The 16528-nt window shown below is 68.6% G+C and carries 15 protein-coding genes and 1 pseudogene; 9 read left to right on the top strand and 7 right to left on the bottom strand.

From position 1 onward, the window contains the following. From FJV41_RS38270 to FJV41_RS38285, 3 genes are all read right to left on the bottom strand, one after another. Positions 1–567 (bottom strand): carboxypeptidase-like regulatory domain-containing protein (locus tag FJV41_RS38270; RefSeq protein WP_141647560.1); only part of this gene is annotated, 567 nt, incomplete at its 3' end. A gap of 272 nt (positions 568–839) precedes the next feature. Then, positions 840–1676 (bottom strand): PfkB family carbohydrate kinase, encoded by an 837-nt coding sequence (locus FJV41_RS38280; protein ID WP_141647561.1) that lies wholly within the window; start codon positions 1674–1676, stop codon positions 840–842. Between the two features lie 7 nt (positions 1677–1683). Continuing rightward, positions 1684–2355, bottom strand: a complete 672-nt coding sequence (locus FJV41_RS38285; RefSeq protein ID WP_141647562.1) for a nuclear transport factor 2 family protein — start codon at positions 2353–2355, stop codon at positions 1684–1686. A 235-nt stretch (positions 2356–2590) separates the two neighbouring features. On the opposite strand from FJV41_RS38285, the gene FJV41_RS38290 reads away from it, so the two are divergent. From FJV41_RS38290 to sitI6, 8 genes are all read left to right on the top strand, one after another. After that, on the top strand, positions 2591–3574 hold the full coding sequence (locus FJV41_RS38290; protein WP_141647563.1) for an iron ABC transporter substrate-binding protein: 984 nt from the start codon (positions 2591–2593) through the stop codon (positions 3572–3574). 10 nt (positions 3575–3584) lie between these two features. Continuing rightward, positions 3585–5150, top strand: a complete 1566-nt coding sequence (locus FJV41_RS38295) for an ABC transporter permease (RefSeq protein ID WP_141647564.1) — start codon at positions 3585–3587, stop codon at positions 5148–5150. Positions 5151–5243: 93 nt separating this feature from the next. Continuing rightward, positions 5244–5462, top strand: a complete 219-nt coding sequence (locus FJV41_RS38300; RefSeq protein ID WP_141647565.1) for a hypothetical protein — start codon at positions 5244–5246, stop codon at positions 5460–5462. Between the two features lie 35 nt (positions 5463–5497). Next, entirely contained in the window at positions 5498–6553 is a 1056-nt protein-coding gene (locus FJV41_RS38305; RefSeq protein WP_141647566.1) for an ABC transporter ATP-binding protein, read from the top strand. 89 nt (positions 6554–6642) lie between these two features. Next, positions 6643–6948: a YkvA family protein gene (locus FJV41_RS38310; RefSeq protein ID WP_246137681.1), complete on the top strand. Its 306-nt coding sequence runs from the start codon at positions 6643–6645 to the stop codon at positions 6946–6948. A 113-nt stretch (positions 6949–7061) separates the two neighbouring features. Continuing rightward, complete coding sequence (locus tag FJV41_RS38315) at positions 7062–7892, top strand: SDR family oxidoreductase (protein WP_141647567.1); 831 nt, start codon at positions 7062–7064, stop codon at positions 7890–7892. Positions 7893–7958: 66 nt separating this feature from the next. Further along, entirely contained in the window at positions 7959–8630 is a 672-nt protein-coding gene (gene sitA6 / locus FJV41_RS38320; protein WP_141647568.1) for a SitA6 family polymorphic toxin lipoprotein, read from the top strand. Between the two features lie 6 nt (positions 8631–8636). Then, on the top strand, positions 8637–9359 hold the full coding sequence (sitI6, locus tag FJV41_RS38325) for a SitI6 family double-CXXCG motif immunity protein (RefSeq protein WP_141647569.1): 723 nt from the start codon (positions 8637–8639) through the stop codon (positions 9357–9359). On the opposite strand, the gene FJV41_RS38330 is transcribed toward sitI6, so the two are convergent. Then, positions 9356–9751: an SRPBCC family protein gene (locus FJV41_RS38330; protein ID WP_141647570.1), complete on the bottom strand. Its 396-nt coding sequence runs from the start codon at positions 9749–9751 to the stop codon at positions 9356–9358. The two genes, sitI6 and FJV41_RS38330, sit on opposite strands and share 4 nt — an antisense overlap. Before the next feature lie 264 nt (positions 9752–10015). Between FJV41_RS38330 and FJV41_RS38335 the strand changes: the two genes are divergently transcribed. Then, the gene (locus FJV41_RS38335) at positions 10016–13966 is read left to right on the top strand and encodes a myxosortase-dependent M36 family metallopeptidase (protein ID WP_141647571.1); all 3951 of its coding nucleotides are present in this window, start codon (positions 10016–10018) and stop codon (positions 13964–13966) included. A gap of 16 nt (positions 13967–13982) precedes the next feature. Here FJV41_RS38335 and FJV41_RS38340 read toward each other — a convergent pair whose 3' ends face one another. The 3 genes and pseudogenes from FJV41_RS38340 to FJV41_RS54170 all read right to left on the bottom strand — a co-directional run. Beyond that, positions 13983–14624 (bottom strand): phospholipid scramblase-related protein, encoded by a 642-nt coding sequence (locus FJV41_RS38340; protein WP_141647572.1) that lies wholly within the window; start codon positions 14622–14624, stop codon positions 13983–13985. Positions 14625–14656: 32 nt separating this feature from the next. Then, positions 14657–15796 carry a hypothetical protein gene (locus FJV41_RS38345; RefSeq protein WP_141647573.1) on the bottom strand — a complete coding sequence of 380 codons (1140 nt, stop codon included), beginning with the start codon at positions 15794–15796 and terminating at the stop codon, positions 14657–14659. Positions 15797–15892: 96 nt separating this feature from the next. Further along, positions 15893–16528, bottom strand: a pseudogene (locus tag FJV41_RS54170) (VIT domain-containing protein); the annotation flags it as partial.

Genomic DNA, 16528 nt, shown 5'->3' on the forward strand with positions numbered 1-16528 from the left:
TCTCCAACTGCTTCCGTCCAGGTCGGGGAAGGAGACCTGGCTCTCCCCCGGATTCACGCCGTCCACGCGTGCGTAGCCGTTCTTGTTGAGGGTGCCCTCTCGAGTGGTGCCGTCCGGCAGCGTCACCATGTAGTGCGCGTTGGGGACGGGCTTGCCCCCTTCGTCCGTCAACTCGATGACCAGCCATGTCGGCTCCTCGATGGACGCCTCCGCGGGCTTCTGGATGAACGTATCCGGCGAGGGCGGGGGCACGAGCACGGGGCGCTCCACCTCCAGCGCCACCAGCTCGCCGCGGGTGAAGGCGTCGGCGAGCCGCTGCTTGAGGCGCCGCTCGTACTGGCCGCGCTCCAGTCGGGACTGCCCCAGTGGCGGGCCGCCGCCGAGCGCCTCGTCCATGGCATGCAGCGTGCGCGCCGTGGGCGTCGTCAGCCAGTGGTCGAGAGCGGACGTGACGAAGACGTCCGGCACCCGGTTCCGTTGCGCCTCGCGGCTGGCGGATAGGACGACGACCCAGTCCGAGCCTCGGGCCGGCAACGTCCACCGGCGTTCCCCACTTGGTTGCGACATGACAGCGCCCCCCATCCGCCGGAGTGTACTTGCTGGGACTGACCTGAGGCATTCCCGACAGGCTGGCCGCATGGACCACGCCCAGCGTCGCCAGTGACAGCGACAAGACCCTCTTGGCATGCAGGTCGTCTCCGAAGAGTCCGTCGAGGAAGGCATGCACCTTCTTTTCATTGAGGGGGCTCACCCTGTCGAGCGTGTCCTACTCTTCGCACGAGCCGGCGGACCTGCCGCTTCCTCGTCAGCCTGCTGAATGAGGGGATGCCTCGGGGAAGTCACCGCAACTCGGCGGGCAATCGCGTCACATCCAACCTGGGCACGCCGACCTGGGTCACCGCCTGCGCGCCGAACCAGTTGGCCAGCTCCGCGCAGCGCGCGAGCGACTCCCCGCGCAGCAGCCCCAGGGTGAAGCCCGCGAGGAAGCAGTCTCCCGCGCCTGTCGGGTCCACCTCCTCCACGGGCCAGGACGGCACCTGGAGCGTGTCTCGCGCGGTCAGCACCGTGCATCCCTTCGCGCCTCGCGTCACCACCAGACACGTCTTCGCGCGCACGGCGTCGAGGTCCAGCACACGCGCCTCCTCCTCGCTCGCCTTGAGCACGTGCAGGTGCCCCAAGAGCGCCGCGAAGGGCGTGTCCTCGAGTCTCTGATTGAGCACGCGGCCGTGTTCATCCAGGGTCCGCAGCAGCCCCTGCGCATCCGCCAGCACCTGTGTCGCGTGCTGGGACATCCGGATGAGCGTCTCGGGCAACACCTCCCCCATGACTCCACAAGCGAGCGCCACCCGCGCGTCGAAGATGATGTCCTTGGGGCGGATGGGGGCGGCGCGCGCACCCACTCGCAGCACCCGCTCCTCCTGGCTCAGGTCCGCGATGAACCGCGTGGTGCGCGTGCCCGGGACGATGAGCGGCGGATACCGCACGCGGTCCGCATAGGCGAAGTCCTCGCCCGCGACCGCTACCACCGCATGGTCCACACCCATGGCCTCGAACACCGAGGAGATGTACGCCGCCGAACCCCCGAGCGTGTGCACCGTGTCCCCCGGGCCTCGCGACAACACGTCATGGCAGTAGTTGCCCACCACCAGCGCATCGCACGAGGACCTGGGAGGCATGGCGGGCCTACTTGCGCGTGAAGCTCGCCGGCACGGGCGCGCCCGCGGACTTCTCATCCGTCCACGAGATGTGCAGCACCCACCAGCGCTGGCCGTCGAAGATGAGCTGTACGTTGTTGATGCCACGGGAGAACGGCTGGCTCTCGGGCGACTCGCGGGACTCGTACGCGCTCAACACGTTGACCAGGTCTCCATAGCCGGCGACCTGCCGATGCGTCTCCTTCTCGAAGAAGCCTCGCGTCTTGAAGAGCTCCTCACTGAAGGCCGCGTAGTCGTCGGGGGTGATGGGCGCGACACCCGGAAGGCCACCGGGCCTGGCGCGCTGGACGGAGACCAACTGCGCGCCGGGATAGAAGAGGGAGCGGAAGCGCTGCCAGTCACGCGGCTTGCCCGCGGGTCCGCTGATGACGTCGTAGAGCGCGGCGAGCAGCCCGTCCTGCGTCTTCACGTCCTCGGGGCGCGCCTGGGGCATCTTCTGGAGCGCGACCTGGGTCTTCTCCGCCGACAGCTTCATCGGGTTGGGCATCGCGGACTTGGGAGCGGAGGGGGGACTCGCGGGCGCCTGTGGCTTCGCGGCGGGACTTCCCGTCGCGGGGGCGGGCGCGGCGGAAGGCTGGGCAAACGACGGAGCCGCGAGCAACAGGGTCGCGGCGCACACTGCGGTGTACAGACGATGCATGGGATGAACCTCCAAGACGTCAAGGAAGCACCGCGCGGCAGATTATCCCGATGTCCGTGGAACTGTCTGATGCCGCGCGCGGTCCGGAGTCGATGTTCGCGCTTCGACAGTCCGTGCAGGCAACACGGAGGGCCGGGGCCCGCTTCCCGAGGGCCGCCTCCAGGGCCTCGCGAGGCGCCCTCGGGAGCATGCAACGGGTGGAACCGTGCGGGCGTGTCCGTTAGGGTGCCGCGCCATGATGCGCAAACTCCTTTTGACCCTGCTGTTGTCCGTGTCCTCCACCGCGCTGGCGGCCGAGACGCTCACCGTCTACTCCGGCCGCAACGAGAAGCTGGTGGGGCCGCTGCTCAAGAAGTTCACCGAGAAGACGGGCATCGAGGTGAAGGTGCGCTACGGAGAGACGCCGCAGCTCGCCGCCACGCTGCTGGAGGAGGGTGACAAGACTCCGGCGGACGTGTTCTTCGCGCAGGACGCGGGAGCGCTCGGCGCGCTGGGCAACGCGGGCCGGCTCCAGGCGCTGCCCAAGGCGACACTGGACAAGGTGGACGCGCGCTTCCGCTCGCCGACGGGGCTGTGGGTGGGCACCAGTGGACGAGCGCGCGTGGTGGCCTACAACACGAAGAAGGTGAAGCCGGCGGACCTGCCCAAGAGCATCCTCGGCTTCACGGATGCGAAGTGGAAGGGCCGGCTGGGCTGGGCGCCCACCAACGCCTCCTTCCAGGCGTTCGTCACCGCGCTGCGGCTGCTCAAGGGCGACGAGGCGGCGACCGCGTGGCTCAAGGGCATCCAGGCCAACGAGCCGCGCGTCTACAAGAACAACGCGGCCGTCGTCGAGGCGCTGGGCCGCGGTGAAATCGACGCGGGCTTCGTCAATCACTACTACCTGTACGCCGCGAAGAAGAGCAACGCGGAGCTGCCGGTGGCCAACTACTTCGTCGCGGCGGGAGACCCGGGCGCGTTGGTGAACGTGGCGGGCGTGGGCATCCTCCAGGGGACGAAGCAGGTGGACAACGCGCACAAGTTCGCCGCGTTCCTGCTGGAGCCGGAGGCGCAGACGTACTTCTCGCAGGAGACGTATGAGTACCCGCTGGTGAAGGGCGTGAAGACGGCGGAGGCGCTGCCGTCGCTCGCGAAGGTGGGCTCGCCCGACCTGGACCTGTCCAGGCTCGACGACCTGCGTGGCACGGTGAAGCTGCTCCAGGACACCGGCGTCCTCTGAGGTTGTCGAAGTGACGCGTCGTCCTCCGGGGTGGTTGCTGGTATCGGGGCTGGTGGTCGCCGCGCTCGCGGTGCTGCCAGCGGTGTATCTGGGCGTTCGCGCGGCGGAAGCCGATGCGGACACGTGGGCCCTGCTCTGGCGTGACAAGACGTGGGGCCTGTTGTGGCGCACGCTGGGGCTCGCGGTGGCGGTGACCGCTTGTGCTGCCCTCGTGGCCCTGCCGCTGGCGTGGCTCACCACACAAACGGACCTCCCGGGACGACGCGGCTGGACGGTGTTGTTGTGCGTGCCGCTCGCGGTGCCCACCTTCGTCAGCGGCTACGTGCTGCTGGCGACGTTCGGCAACGGGGGGGTGTTGGAGGAACCGCTGTCGCGCTGGGGGCTGCCGGTGCCCTCGGTGTATGGCTTTCCCGGCGCGCTCCTGGCGCTGACGGTGTCCACGTATCCGTATCTCTTCCTCGCGCTGCGCGCGGGCTTGCTCTCGCAGGACCCCGCCTGGCTGGAGGGCGCGCGCAGTCTGGGCATGAGTCCGGCGCGAGCCTTCTGGAAGGTGACGGCGCCGCTGTTGCGTCCGGCCTTCGTGTCCGGCGCGCTGCTCGTCGGACTGTATGTGTTGTCGGACTTCGGCGCGGTGGCGCTGCTCCAGTACGACGCCTTCTCGCGCGCCATCTACGTCCAGTACGAGGGCGCGTATGACCGGACCTATGCCGCGCTGCTGGGACTGGCGCTGGTGGTGGTGACGGCGGCCGTGCTGGTGCTGGAGGTTCGCCTGCGAGGACGCGCGGGCTACCACCGCAGCGCGAAGGGGGCCGCGCGGGTGTCCGCGCCGGTGTCGCTGGGACGCTGGCGGCTGCCCGCGCTGCTGCTGTGTGGCGCGGTGGTGGCGGTGGGCGTGGTGCTGCCGGTGGGAGTGCTCGTGTACTGGGGCGTGCGGGGGCTGGTGGGGGAGAGCGCGTCGATGATGGCGCCGGCGCTCGGCTCGGTGCTCGCGTCGGTGCTGGGCGCGGTGGCGTCGGTGCTGGGCGCGTTGCCGCTGGCCTTCCTCGCGGTGCGATATCCGGGACGGCTCACCCTGGCGATGGAGCGAGTCTCCTACGTGGGTTATGCGCTGCCGCCCATCGTGCTGGCGCTGTCGCTCGTCTTCCTGGGGGTGCGCGCGCTGCCGTTCCTCTACGGCACGCTGGCGATGCTGGTGCTGGCGTACGTGGTGCGCTTCCTGCCGCAGGCGGTGGGCATGGTGCGCTCGGCGCTGCTCCAGCTCAATCCCCACCTGGCGGAGGCCGCCGCGTCGCTGGGGCAGTCTCCTCCGGCGGTGTTCCGTCGCGTCACCGCGCCGCTCTTGCGTCCCGGGTTGCTGGCGGGCGCGGCGCTCGTCTTCCTCACGGCGATGAAGGAGCTGCCGGCCACGCTGCTGTTGGCGCCCATCGGTTTCGAGACGCTCGCGACGCGCGTGTGGGGTGCCACGGCTGAGGGGCGCTTCGCGGAGGCCGCGCTGCCCGCGCTGGTGCTGATGGCCATCTCCGCGTTGGGTGTGGGGCTGCTCGTGTCGCAGGAGGGCGACGCACCTCGGGGCTGACGCGTGTGCCCTCATGCGTCGCGATTCTCGAGGCGTGAGACGCGTAGACGATGGTTCGCTGGAGGTGCTGGGGCCCTCTCCTCTGGCAACATCGTGAACAGCGCCCCCCTCGGCAACTGCAAGCCGAAGACGGCCGTGCGCAAGCCGGCGCGGAGCAGGCTCTCGGGCCCGAAGGTCTTCGACTCGCGGTGGGCGGCGCACAAGGAGGCCGCCCTGCCGGAGGTGCTGGCGGACGGCATCGTCTCCCACGTCGACGAGGACGTGAAGGTGGACGTCGAGAAGCGGATGGCAGCTCGGCCGCCCTGGAAGTAGCGGCGGAACGCGGTAGGGTGCGCGGCGCCTTCGCCATGTCCCTGCTCACGCTCGACGCCCTGTCCCTTCGCTACACGCCCAGCGGCACCGCCGCCGTGGATGGCCTGTCATTGTCGGTGGAGCCCGGCGAGGTGGTGGCCCTGCTCGGCCCCTCTGGCTGCGGCAAGACGACGACGCTGCGACTGGTGGCGGGCTTCGAGCGTCCCGGTGCGGGCACCCTTACCCTGGACGGCCGCGTGCTGGTGGGCCCCGGCGCCTTCGTGCCTCCGGAGCAGCGCAGCGTGGGCATGGTGTTCCAGGACTACGCCCTGTTCCCGCACCTGTCCGTGCTGGAGAACGTGACGTTCGGCCTGTCGAAGCTGTCGCGGCGCGAGGCGGAGGACAAGGCGCGCGCCATGCTGACGCTGTTCGGCCTGGGCGAGTTCGCCTCGCGCATGCCGCACTCGCTCTCCGGAGGTCAGCAGCAGCGCGTGGCGCTCTCACGTGCATTGGCGCCAGGGCCGCGCGTGCTGCTGTTGGACGAGCCCTTCTCCAGCCTGGACAGCGGGCTGCGTGCCTCCACGCGCATCGAGGTGCGCCGCGTGCTCAAGTCGTTGGGGGCCACGGTGGTGCTCGTCACGCACGACCAGGGCGAGGCGATGGCCTTCGCGGACCGGTTGGCCGTCATGCGCGCGGGCAAGGTGGAGCAGGTGGGCACGCCCGAGTCCGTCTACTCCGCGCCGCGCACGGCCTTCGTCGCGTACTTCCTGGGCGGCACGAATCTATTGCCCGGCATGGGCTTCGGCGGTGGAGCGCGCACGGTGTTGGGCAACCTTCCGGTGATGGGGCAGGCGAAGGGCAAGGTGCTGCTGTCGCTGCGTCCGGAGTCACTGCGGCTGGTTCCGGACACGGATTCGGTGGCGGTGGGCGGGGCCCTGCGCGCGGAGGTGCTGTCGCGCGAGTTCCAGGGCCCTAGCGCCGAGTACACCGTGGCCTGTGGTGGCATGGAGCTGGTGGTGCGTGGGGCGCCGGAGCTGTCGCTGCGGCCGGGAGACCGGGCGCGGCTGGAAATCGTGGGGAAGGCGGGCGTGCTGGCGGACAGTCCGGATTAGGTTGGCTGTCCTCCGGGCAGGCAGGCGGCGTACGCTGGGGGTGGCTCCCGGGGTGCAATCACCCGGCCTCCCCGTGCGTAGAGGTGGGTATGAACATCGCAGGTCTTCGTGGCATGGGCACCCGCTTCTTTCAGTACGTGAGGGACCCTCGCGTGGCGCTCTGGCGGAAGCTGGCCGGAGTGGTAGCGGTGGTCTACTTCCTGTCGCCGGTGGACGCGGTGCCGGACTTCATCCCCGTGTTGGGCTGGTTGGATGACCTGGGCATGTTGTCCGCGGCGGCGTTCTTCATGGTGCGCGAGGTTCAGCGCTACCGGCCCGAGCAGCCCTGGGACGGCGTCCCGAGGGATGCGGAGGGGCAGGAGCGCGTGCCTCCCACCGTGCGAAAGCACGTCTGACCCGGAAAGTTCCGCCCGGAATTCCTGACTCCAGCAGTGTCCCGGGAATGTGACGCCACGCGTCCGCGAGTTCCCGTGGTGCGCGCGGAGGGGACGCGGAATCATGGGCGTGCATGGACACGTCCCAGGGCAGCAAGGTGGTCCTCGTCACGGGAGCCTCCTCGGGTATCGGCGAGGCCTGCGTCGAGCTGCTGACGGTGCGCAAGCACATCGTCTACGGCACCAGCCGTCAGCCCTCGGTGCGGGAGTCGGTGGGCTACCGGATGCTGGAGATGGACGTGACGCAGGATGCGTCCGTGCGCCGCGCGGTGGAGACGGTGCTGGCGCGTGAGGGCCGCATCGACGTGGTGGTGAACAACGCGGGCCATGCGTTGGCGGGAGCGGTGGAGGACACCTCCGTGGAGGAGGCGTGGCGGCAGCTCGACACCAACGTGTTGGGCGTGTTGCGCGTCTGCCAGGCGGTGTTGCCGTCCATGCGCGAGCGGCGCTCTGGCCGCATCATCAACATCAGCTCATTGGGTGGGGCGGTGGGGTTGCCGTTCCAGGGTTTCTACAGCGCGAGCAAGTTCGCGTTGGAGGGGCTGACGGAGAGCCTGCGCCAGGAGGTGGAGGCGTTTGGCATCCACGCCACGCTGGTGCAGCCGGGGGACGTGCGCACGCGGCTGACGGACAACCGGGTGCGCGCGGCGGCGTCTGGCGAGGGCTCGGCGTATCGGGAGTCCTTCGAGAAGGTGTTGGCCATCATCGAGAAGGAGGAGCGCGAGGGCGTGCCTTCCGAGGACGTGGCGCGGCGGGTGCTGGAGGTGATGGAGGTGGAGGCGCCTGACGTGCGGTACTCGGTGGGGAAGCTCGCGCAGCGCGCGGCCCTGGTGGCGAAGGCACTGCTGCCCGCGAAGACCTTCGAGGGCATCCTGATGTCCATGTATGGTTTGAAGCGGCGCTGAGCGCTCAATCCCTGACGCGGCGCCGGTAAGGGCCACGACAGACCAGGGTGGTAGGTTTTGTCGCCTATGCGAGTCCCTTGCGCTTTCTGGCTGTCGCTGCTCGTCGTGTCCTGGTTGGGCTGTTCCACTGGAGGAAGGCCTCCCCTGCAGCAGGCATGGGATGAGGCCGAGGTGGAGTGCGACGACCCCGAGGAAGACCGGTGCGTCACCCTGCTATGTCTGGATGACGCCTGCGGCTTCTACCGGTGTGAGGATACGCCGGGAGCAATCGTGGAGGCGCGCTTCCCGCCCTCCCGTCCGCCAGCGGCTGCTGCCGCGCCGGGCAGTGGGCCTCGGAGGAACTGGGGCGGAGCACAGAACCTCCCGCGTGGCGCCGTCATGACGTTTCCCAATTGGAATGGCGCCCCCGCGCGGATCATTCCTCCGTCACATCAGCTTACGGCCGGCCGTTGGGAGAAGCACCACATCTTCCCGCAGGAACAAAGGCTTCAAGATTGGTTCGTGCGTCAGGGCGTCAAGATCCATGACTACACCATGCCCATCCCGCGCGATCTTCATCAACGAATTCACAATGTGGGAGGACACGGAGGGCAGTGGAATGAGGCGTGGCGGGTCTTCATCAGGAGCAAGCCTGGCGCCTCACCAGAAGAGATTTTCAAGCACGCTGGGGAACTCATCTACCGTTTCCAGCTCATCGGTGGCCCCATCCGACCGTACTATTCCAAGCCAGGAGCGTGATGGCGGATGCCGCGATTTTTCTGGGTGGATGAGGACTACGCCGTTACTGCGAAGTACCGGGGGTACGTGGATGCATCGCACCGATGGCATCTGCCGGGCTTGTTGAAGTGCCCCATGTGCGGAGCAACCTGGGGAGGCCTGGGGCACCACTTCCCCGGCGTGGACCTGACACAACTGCCAGAGCATCGCGAGTTCGAGAAGGCCCGACCCGAGCCCCTCCCGGAATTCACGCGCCTGCGCGAACTGGTACGCCCCCTGGTGCCTCCCCATGCCGCGCTACCTCCGGGCACGAGCTTCGGCCCGTTGGTGGGCACTTCGTCCGGAAAGCTCCCGGATTTCGTGTGGCTCCTCGATGTGTTGCTGCTTGACCAAGAGATGGTTGAGCAACTCCAGGTCGGAGGACTGCACGGGCTTCGGGCCTTCCCGACCGCGCTGCGGTTCCGACAGAAGAACCCACCGGACCTGTTGGAACTCCAGGTGGACCCGCACGGCATTCTGCATGCCGACTGCATCCCACCAGAGGAACCGCCGCCGTGCGAGACCTGTGGCCGGGTCGGCTTCGGGCGGCCCGATGAGCCCATCCTGGACGCGGCCTCGCTGCCTCCGGAACTGGACCTGTTCCGATTGGCGAACTTCGCGACGATGGTCATCGGCACAGAGCGATTCAGGGACGCCGTGGTCCGGCTCGGCCTGGACGGCCTCACCTTCCGCGAACTCCCGACGCGTTAGCGGGCCTTGTCGAGCGCCTGCTTCATGGCGGCCATGCCTTCCTCAATCATGGGGCCGACGACGGCGCTGGCCTCGTGGGGCAGGAAATCCGCGGTCCAGACGACCCGACTCCCCGTGCCCTCCGTGAAGACCTGGACCGCTCCGTTGTAGTGGGTCAGCGGTCCACCCTCCGCGCCCCACACGAGGCGCCGTCCCTCGTCGTCCACCGTCACGATGGGCTCCTTGACCACCATTCCATTGCGGAAGGTGACCACCCGGGCCCCGGGCTCCAGGCGCGTGTCGACCACGAACCCGGGAACCAGTCTCGTGTGGAGCGCACCGATGTCGCGGATTGCATCCCAGACAAACTCGGGCGTGGCGCGGGTCGTGATTTCTTTCCGGATGGAAGCCATGTCGTGTGCTCCTGAGGTGAGCCCTGCTTCTAGGAGGTGCTCGCCAGCTTCTCTTGGAGAATCTTGCGGCCCTCCAGGACCTTCGAGGGCTGCCCTCTGTCCATGCGTGAACTGAAGTAGCACCAGTCGCGCACCCGTGCCTGTCAACCCCTGGCAAGGGGTACGGCTCAAAAGACAAGCACTCTTCGCGAGTCCGGTTTCGGGATGGTTTTTGTAACTGGATAATGGAACTCTTCTGCTTCCCCACGAGCCCAGGAGCTCGCCATGAGACTGTCCGGTCTGTTCGCCAGTGTCGTCCTGGTGACGGTGTTTCCTGTCCTGGCCCGTGAGCGATTGCCGACGGTGGATGTCTTCACCACGGCTCCGTCTTCTTCGCTCGCACACCTCGCTCGTCCGGACGCTCCGGGTCTTTCCATCGCACACGAAGAGGAGCGCCTCGGCGTCCCCACCTTCGTCTGGGGTGACGGGACCCAGGCGAAGGTGTCCGCGAGCGCCGCGCCCCAGCGTCCCGAGCAGGTCGCTCGTGGGCTGTTGGAGCGGTACGCACCGGTGTATCGCCTGGAGCGCACGGACGCCGACCATGTGCCAGTGACCGCCGTGCAGCGACTTCCCTCCGGGGGTGGAATCGTCACCTTCGGACAGCGCGTGGAGGGCATCGAGGTCTTCCGCCAGTCGTTGAAGGTGTTGTTGGATTCGCGCCAGTCCCTGGTGGCGATGTCGGGGCACCTGAGTCCGGTGGGCTCGACTCCGCGCTTCTCGAAAGGCGCGGCGTTCATCCTCCAGCCCCGCGAAGCGATTGCCCGGGCCTACCGTGACCTGGAGGGACACGCATTGCCGCCAGCGAGCCTCGCTGAAACGGGCCCCGCGCGGCCGCCCTACCAGTCCTTCGAGCTGTCACCGGGTCCCAGGACGGTCCGGCTGCGAGGGACCACGAGGACGAAGCCCGTCTACTACCCGATGCCGGACGCGTTGGTGCCGGCGCACTACGTGGAGCTGGGCACCGAGTCCGTGACCGAGGGACCTGGCGACCTCTACGCGTATGTCATCGCCGCTGACGATGGACGGCTGCTCGTCCGCCACTCGCTCACTCGAGAATCGGAGGCCTTCACATACAAGGTATGGGCGGACACCGCTTCGCCCTTCGTTCCCTTGCATGACCCCACGGGCCATCAGGGCAGCCCTCACCCCACGGGCCTGCCGGATGGTTATCAGGCGCCCCTGGTGGCTCCCAATCTGGTGACGTTGCGCAACGCGCCCTTCAGTCGGAATGACCCGTGGCTGGCTCCGAGCGCCACGCGCACCGAGGGCAACAACGTGGAGGCCTACGCGGACCTGGTGGACCCCTATGGCGAATACGGCCCAGGGGACCTGTACGCGATCCTCTCCGAGGCGGGGGTCTTCAGCCATGGCTATGACCATCGCCACGGGCCGAGCATCACCGACGAGCAGCAGATGGCGGGCATCACCCACGCCTTCTTCGTCACGAACTTCCTGCACGACTGGTTCTACGACTCGGGCTTCGACGAGGCCGCGGGCAACGCGCAGCACGACAACTTCGGGAGGGGAGGGCTGGAGGAAGACTCCATGGTGGTGGGGACGCAGGTTTTCTGGGCGCGCAACAACGCCATGATGGACACTCCGGCGGATGGGGCGCGGCCGTTGATGACGCTCTTGATCTACGACAACCGCTCCGCCAGGGACCTCTACGTCCAGACCTCTGGGGGTACGCAGGGGCCCTTCATGCTGGGGTTCGCGGACTACGGCCCCCAGGTGTTCGACGTCAGCGCCAACGCGGTGCTGGCCGTGGACGGGGTGGCGGGCGGCACGGTCAACGATGCCTGCGAGCCATTGACGAACGCGGCGGAAGTCCAGGGCAAGGTCGCGGTCGTGGATGGGGGCAGGAGGTGCGACTCGCTCATCAAGGCGATGCACGCACAGCAGGCGGGAGCGGTTGCTGTCCTCATCGCCCCGCGGAACCTTGTCTGGAGGGCCGAGGGCTTTCCCGGTCGCTCCAGTGTCGTCACCATCCCCTTGGCCGGCGTCACGACCGAGACGGGGGCGCTGGTGCGCGCGGCGCTCGAGGAAGGAGAGACGACGCTGCGGCTCGTGCGAGGGGGGCCCGCCAGGGATGGCGCGCTCGACTCAGGCCTCCTCGCTCACGAGTGGATGCACTACATGTCCAATCGCCTCGTCGGTGACGGTGTCGGCCTGTTGAATGGGCAGGGTGCATCGATGGGCGAGGGTTGGAGCGACTTCGCGGCGCTGCTGCTGAAGGCGCGCGCGGAAGACGCGCAACTTCCCGCGAACGCGCACTTCAGCGGTGTGTATGTCCCCAACGGGTACATCCGGGCGGCTGAAGCCAATCAGGCATACTACTGGGGGATCCGTCGCTATCCATACACGACGGACCTGGGCAGGAACCCGCTCACCTTCCGGTTCATCCAGGACGGTGTGTCCTTGCCGGAGGGAATCCCTTTCAACGGCGAGCCCGCGCAGTGGCCGAACGCGGAGTTCCACAACTCCGGAGAGGTGTGGGCCGTCATGCTGTGGGAGTGCTACGTGGCGCTCCTGCGCGACACGGAACGCCTGTCGTTCGAGGAGGCCCAGTCGCGAATGAAGGAGTACCTCGTCGCGTCGCTCAAGCTGACGCCCGTGGACCCCACGTTCCTGGAGGCGCGGGATGCCCTGCTCGCGGCGGCGTTGGCGCGAGACTCCCGCGACTTCGAGCTCTTCTCCCAGGCGTTCGCCCGACGTGGCGCTGGCCTGCGGGCGGTGGCGCCGCATCGAGACTCCCTGGATCACGCGGGAGTCGTCGAGAGCTTCTATTCAGGCAAGGACCTGTCCCTTGTGCGGTTGGAGCTGATTCAGGGCGCGCGCTCCTGTGACGACGACGGCATCCTGGATGCGGGAGAACAAGCACGCGTGCGCCTCACGGTCCGCAATGCGGGGACGGGGCGGTTGGAGCGGTCGACCCTGACGGCGACGAGCGACTCGGGCGACCTGATATTCCCCGAGGGGAGCACCTGGTCCATTCCTCCGTCCGCCCCCTTCCAGGAGGTGCGCGCGGAGTTCCCCGTGGAGCTCCTGGGAGGCACGTCGCGACGATGGCTCAACATGAGCCTCGCCTTCCGGGACGAAGCGCAGACCGTGCCGGGAGACCAGACCGCGTCGCTTCCGCTCTGGGTGAGCCGGGATGAGGTGCTCGCGTCGAGCGCGACGGAGACGGTGGATGCGGAGCGGCACTCCTGGCGATTCGAGCACGACCCCTTGGACAGCAGGAGGTCCTGGGTGCGTGAAGTCTCCGCTGAAGGGGGATATCTGTTCCATGCCCCCAACCTGAACCATGTGGGGCTGCGGGCCCTGGTCTCGCCCCCGCTCCAGGTGGCCACGGACCGGCCGCTGCGTTTCTCCTTCCGACATCGCCACGACATCGAGACCTATTTCGAGGATGAAGCGCCGCCCGTCTATCTCGATGGGGCCGTCATCGAGCTGAGCACGGATGATGGGCAGACGTGGACGGACCTCGGCGAGGCGGCGACGCCCACGTACAACGCCTTCCTCGAGGACCCCTGGGGCTACGAGAATCCGCTCGCGGGCCGTCCCGTCTACAGCGCGAGGAACAGCGCCTACCCCGCCTTCGAGGCGGTGAGCGTGGACCTGGGCATGACGTACGCGGGCCAGACGGTGCGCGTGCGCTTCCTCTACGGCACCGACTTCATCGACAGCGTCTTCGCCACGATCGCTGGCTGGGATGTCGACGACCTCCACTTCGAGGGGCTGGTGAACACGCCGTTCACCACGGTGGTGGACGACGCGGGGCTGTGCCTCAACCAGGCGCCCGTGGTGAGTCCGGTGCCGGAGCAGGAGGTGAACGAGGAGAGCCGCGTCGAGGTGACGGCGGAGGGAACGGACCCCGAAGGGGATGCGCTGACGTACGCGTGGACCCAGACCTCGGGGCCGCCGGTGACACTGGAGGGAGCGACCACGGCGACGGTGCGCTTCACGGGGCCGAAGGTGAAGGAGCCCACGGAGGTGAAGCTGCGAGTGGTGGCGAGTGACGGGAAGCTCCAGAGCGCACCGGTGGAGGCCGTGGTGCGAATCCGGGACTCGAAGCCGGACGGGTGTGATGACTGCGCGACGGGAGGACCGGGCGCATCGCTCGCGTGGCTGCTGACGGCGCTGGGATTGGCGGCGCAGAAGCGACGCCCGTCGTGAGCCCTGGCGCGGGGGCTCAGTCCTTGTTCTCGCGCCGGTTCTCGAAGTGGACGAAGTCGATGAGGAACGTGGCGGCCACGGCCAGGGTGCGCAGGAGCGCGCCCCTCAGGGCGCCGTCGAACTGGACGCCGAAGCTGTCGGCGTCGGTGAACAGCTCCTTGCCGAAGCCGCTCCACCGCTTGGCGATGGTGCCGACCTCGCGACCGCCCTCTTCAATCACGAACGTCCACGGACGGAAGAGCGGGCCGCGCAGGTGGCCCAGCTCCTCTCCGCCGGGGCCGACGATGTCATAGGCGCGCGTGAAGAAGCGGAAGCGCTGGCGCACGCTGCCCAGGAGTCGCCCGTCGCCGTCCTCCACATCCATGCGGGCCAGCCAGAAGCGCCACGGCCGTCGCAGCCGCAGCGCGACGGCGCCCGAGGGCGACTTCAGCTCCATCGTGAAGGGGCGTTTGGCCTTGAAGAAGTTGCGCAGCAACAGCAGGCCCAGCCCGCTGCCCACCTCGCCCGCGAAGAAGACCGTCTCTCCGTCGTCCCCTACCACCTGGTACTTGTTGCGTCCCTCGAAGCCGGTGAGGATTTCTCCCCACTCCTTCACCTGACGGACGCGCAGCGCGCGCTGATGTTGGAGGGACGCAAGGGCGGTGGAGTCGACGGGCATGGGCGCTTTCCAGGCACTGCGAGGCGGCGTGATTAGAACTGACCCGCCAGCGCCATGCCCGCGCCTTCCTTGCCCATCAGGGTGGGAGTCAACATCACCTGGGGGAGCCGGGGCGCGTCGAAGTTGCGCGTGAGATAGGCCGTGAGGGCCAGCCCGCCCAGGACGCCGACGCCCGCGCTGATGAGGATGGCGTCGCCGTTGTCGCCGCTGTCGCCGTCGTCGCCGCCCGTGAAGGTGTACATGGTGCTGGCGCCGAGCAGTCCGCCGACGATGCCGCCCGCGTCGATGAGCAGCATGCGGCCCCGGGATACGGGCAGGCTGCGCGACAGCACCGCGAAGCCGATGATGCCGGCGGACGTCGCGGCCAGCTCGGCGGCGAAGAAGGACTTCGTGTTGTCGCTCTCCGACGTGGCCAGGAACAGGGCCGTCACCACGCCGGCCCACAGGCCACCGGAGTTGGCCATGGACACCTGCCCCGCGGTGGGCTGCACCAGGTTGGCGAGCAGGACGCCCACGCCGGTGAAGCCCGCGCCGCCGATGATGGCGGCCCTCAGCGCATCATCGTCCTCCAGGTCGAAGGCGAGCATCGACGCGATGCCGAACCAGAAACCCCACACGGTGCCGGAGTTGATGACGGCCGCCTGCCCGGAGGTGATGCCACCTTGCGACAGCAGCAGCGCGCTGGTGACCCCCGCGCCCGCTCCGAGCATGGACGCGGCCACGTAGCCCTGGTCCCTGCAGTCCGCGATGGCGCACAGCAGGATGCCCTGCGTCGCGCCGTGCAGCGTCTGCACCACCGTCAGCGACGCGACGGCGGCGCCCGAGCGACGCTCCGTATTCTCATAGACCGCCGCCTGCGCCAGCTTCGCGCCGGGCTTGAGCCGGGCCCGGGTGAGCCGTCCGAACTCGGTGGCGTAGGGGTGCTGGGGACAGACGGCGAGGACCTCGGTGAAGGCCTCGGAGGCCTGGGTGTCCTTGCCTTGGATGAGCGCGTTGAAGCCCTCGTTGTAGCGAGCCTCCGCTTCGGGAGGGCACGCGTCGGGCGTGGTCATCAACGGAGGCGCCGTCAGGGTCTCCGACGTGAGAGGTGCTGATGAGGCAGGTGCGGTCTGCGCTTCATCCCCGACTTGGGTGGCACTGAGAGCAACGAGCAGGAGGGTGGCGAGCGTCATGGGCGCCACCCACTCTATGCGACGACCTCGGCCCGTTCACGAGGGAGGGGCCGAGGTCGCCGGAGACTTCAAGGAGTCCTGCCCAGAAGCGCCGCGTCAGCGGGTGGCGAGCGTATCGACGTGCTGACGCAGCTCGGCGTCGTTGCCCAGTCGGCCGTTGAGCCCGGCGAGGGGCCTGGCCGCCTGCTCGATGCGACCCCGGGTGCGCGGGCCCGCCGCGACGAGCCAGGCCACGCCCAGGGCCAGCTCCGCGACCTCGGGAGCGCCGGTGAGTTGGGCGGCGAGCGTCAGCAGGGCCTCCACCGCCTTCTTCACCTGGGCACCATGCAGCGCGTGGCTGCTGGTGATGCCCTCGCGCAAGAGCTCCAGCAGCGCGAGCGCGGTGGCGCGAGCCTGCTGCACGGGCTCCGGTCCGGGGCCGGTCCCCGCCCACAGTCCATTGGCGAGCTGTCGTCCCAGCAGGGCCTCGGCCCCCGCTTCCTGGGGTGCGGCGTCGCGGGCGGACGCGGAGAAGCCCTCCTCCTGCTCGGAGGCCAGGCCGTCCGCGTAGGTGTCGTCATCATCGGAGAAGGAGGGTGGCTCCATCTTCGACTCCTTCATCACGGACTTTTCGGCCGAGCCTCCTCCGAAGAGGCCTCCCAGGAGGCCTCCCTTCTTCTTCTTCGCCATGTCCGGGGCCTGGGCCGTGCTGACAAGCTTCCTGAGCGGGGCGGCCGGTGCGGGGGCGGGAGG

It is taken from the genome of Myxococcus llanfairpwllgwyngyllgogerychwyrndrobwllllantysiliogogogochensis (assembly GCF_006636215.1).
In the GTDB taxonomy this organism is placed as follows: Bacteria; Myxococcota; Myxococcia; order Myxococcales; family Myxococcaceae; genus Myxococcus; species Myxococcus llanfairpwllgwyngyllgogerychwyrndrobwllllantysiliogogogochensis.